The organism is bacterium, assembly GCA_021372615.1.
GTDB lineage: Bacteria > Armatimonadota > Zipacnadia > Zipacnadales > UBA11051 > JAJFUB01.
This window is the reverse complement of record JAJFUB010000025.1, coordinates 1-3,056: the sequence shown is the minus strand read 5'-3', so window position 1 is coordinate 3,056 and position 3,056 is coordinate 1. Positions and strand designations below refer to the sequence as shown.

At 67.1% G+C, this 3,056-nt stretch carries 2 protein-coding genes; both read left to right on the top strand.

The genetic code is table 11. The annotated features are described in order from the left end of the window. On the top strand, nucleotides 1–1,990 hold a 1,990-nt coding region (locus tag LLH23_03945; GenBank protein ID MCE5237625.1), incomplete at its 5' end, for a hypothetical protein. Between the two features lie 95 nt (nucleotides 1,991–2,085). Continuing rightward, complete coding sequence (locus tag LLH23_03940) at nucleotides 2,086–2,901, top strand: 2-amino-3,7-dideoxy-D-threo-hept-6-ulosonate synthase (GenBank protein ID MCE5237624.1); 816 nt, start codon at nucleotides 2,086–2,088, stop codon at nucleotides 2,899–2,901. Nucleotides 2,902–3,056: the final 155 nt, after the last annotated feature.

Below are 3,056 nucleotides of genomic sequence, written 5' to 3'. Positions count from 1 at the left end.
CTCCAGCATCCAGATCGCCATCTGCCAGTTCGCCCCGGCGGCCATCGGCCTGCTGTTCGTCCTGGTGCTGGCCAATCTCCTGGTCCGCAGCGTCGCGCGGCGGTTGCGCCTGCGCCCCCACGAGATCATCGTCATCTACCTGATGATCCTCGTCGCCTCGCTGAGCACCTCGCGCGGGTTGCTGGAGCGCTGGATCCCCACGCTGTGCGCCGTGGATTACTATAGCACCGAGAGCAACCACTTCGACAAGCTCTTCTACCGCAACATCCCCCAGTGGTCCGTCATCTTCGATGTGAAGGACCAGGGCCCCCAGCGCCCCTCCATTGACTTCTACGAGGGCCTCAAGCCCGGCCGGCCCATCCCCTGGCGGCTGTGGCTCAAGCCCCTGTCCCTCTGGGCCATCGTCATCCTCGCCCTGTGGTTCGCCACCGCCTGCATGGCCACGATCCTGCGCAAACAGTGGGTGGATAACGAGAAGCTGACTTTCCCGCTGGTGTATCTGCCGGTCGAGGTGGCCAACGACGCGGGCGGGTTGCCGCATGCCGGCAGCTTCTTCCGCAACCGCCTCACCTGGATCGGCTTCGCCATCCCCACCATTGTCTTCACCGTCAACGGCCTGCACGAGCAAATCCCGTCCGTGCCGCTGCTGAAGCTGCAATACCCGTGGAACCCCTTCTTCAACACCCTGGGGCGGCCGTGGCGAGACCTGGGCCAGACGACCGTCTACGCGTCCATGGCCGCCACCGGGTTCAGCTACTTCATCCCCGCCCAGGTGCTGATGGCCCTGTGGAGCATGTTCGGGCTGGCGCGGCTGGAGAACATCGCCTTCTCGGCCTTCGGCAAGAGCTTCGAGGCCATGCCTATGTACCCGACCAGCATCTGGAACGGGTACCACGTCATGGGCGCGTACATGGTGCTGACGGCCTACCTCATCAAGTCGGCGATGCCGCACCTGCGGCACGTCTGGGCCGAGGCCTTCCCGCCGGCCGAGACGGGAGGCGACGGCAGTGGGAGCGGTCACCGACCGCGACCGGTGACCGGCGGGCAAACGACTGTCGCGGTCGGTGACCGCTCCCACGACAGCAGTCGCTCCCACGACAGCGGTCGCTCCCACGACGAGGGTCGCGAGTTCCTCTCCTACCGCGCCGCCCTCGTCGGCCTGGGCGTTTCCTCACTCGTAGCCATCATCTGGTTCATGAAGCTGGGGCTGAGCCCGTGGATGGCGGTCGTCGAGTACGGCATCTTCCAGTTCGTGGTCGTGCTCGTGATGGCCCGCAGCGTCTCGGAGGCCGGGATGCTGATGACCGAGACCAGCTTCCGCCCGGTGGATGTCGTCCGCCTGTTCACCACCCAGCGGTCGCTCGGGGCGCCCACGATGACGGGTCTGGCGGCGCTGGACAGCGTCTTCACGCGTGACCTGCGCGGCAACCTGCTGAGCACCTTCATGGACGGGCTGAAGATGTCCGATGTGCTCAAGGTGGACCGCCGGCATCTCTTCTGGGCCATCGCCCTGGCGCTGGGGATTGTGCTGACCTGGGGGAGCTTCCTGCACCTGGAGTTGCCCTACCGGCGCGGGGCGATCACGCTGTACGGCTACTCGTACCAGTGGAACGCTTTCGCGGGCTACCGGCAGTTCGCCCCGGCGCTCGAAAGCCCCGACAAGTATGAGCCCCGGCTGCTGGCGTACTTCGTCAGCGGCGTGGGGTTCGCGACCTTCCTGGCCTGGATGCGCACTCAGTACGCCTGGTGGCCGTTCTCGCCGCTGGCCTTCGCGCTGTCGGGGTCGTGGAGCATGATCGTCTTCTGGTTCCCGATCTTCATCGCGTGGCTCATCAAGACGACGGTGCTGCGCTACGGGGGCATGAAGACCTACGGCTATCTGCGCCCGTTCTTCCTGGGGCTGATTCTCGGGGAGTTCTCACAGGCGGTGATCTGGGCCGCTCTGGGCGCCATCTGGCGCCTGCGGGCGCCGTTCTTCCCGTGGCCCTAGCCGCCTGTAGGGTGGGGGCTCGTACCCCGCCCCGCATGGCACTCACGCAACGGAGGGGCGGGGTACAAGCCCCCGCCCTACACTGGAGGATTCCCATGCAGATCGGCAAGGCCATTCGCCTGGAACGGATCACCCGCCGCGCCAACGGCCGCACGGTCATCGTGCCGATGGATCACGGCGTGACGGTCGGCCCCATTGAGGGGCTGGTGGACATGCCGGCGGCGGTGGACAAGGTCGCCACGGGCGGGGCGGATGCTGTCCTGGGCCATGTGGGCCTCCCCCGCCTCGGCCATCGCGGCTATGGACAGGACATCGGCCTGATCCTCCACCTGTCGGCCAGCACGGCCCTCGCGCCCGATCCCAACCACAAAGTCCTCGTCAGCAGCGTCGAGCGGGCCCTGAAGTACGGCGCCGATGCCGTCTCCATCCACTGCAACCTGGGGGCCGAGGACGAGAGCGAGATGCTGCGCGACTTCGGCGCTGTCGCCACCGCCTGCGAGGAATGGGGCATGCCGCTGGTGGCGATGGCCTACACCCGCGGCGCGAAGATCAAGCGCGAGTATGACGTCGAGGTGGTCCAGCACGCCGCGCGCGTCGGGGCGGAGCTGGGGGCGGACATCGTCAAGGTTGTCTACACTGGTGACGCCCAGAGCTTCCGCCGCGTGGTCGAGGGCGCCGGCGGCAACTACCCCGGCGGCATCAAGGTCGTCATCGCCGGCGGTGAGAAGACCGAGACCGACGAAGAGGTGCTGGCGATGGTGGCCGGGGCCATGGAGGCCGGCGGGGCGGGGGTCTCCATCGGCCGCAACGCCTTCCAGCACGCCGCCCCCGAGCGCATGGTCGCCGCCCTCGTCAGCATCGTGCACGACGGCAGGAATGTGGCTGAGGCGATGAAGGTGTTGAGGGGCTGAACGGCACTTGATCTGTCCTCACCCCTTGTATATTGGAACCGGGGCACTTTGACAGAGTCAGACATCTTGCTCGGGCGGCGCTCCGACGGGAGTGGTGCGCGGTAGGCCGTCTTTGACCCCTGGAGGCTCGACCTCGTGGGGCAGCTGGGTCGCCG

What these genes read in the sequence shown, in the direction of transcription:
- LLH23_03940 (MCE5237624.1), top strand. Translation starts at nt 2,086, where the DNA reads ATGCAGATCGGCAAGGCCATTCGCCTGGAACGGATCACCCGCCGCGCC.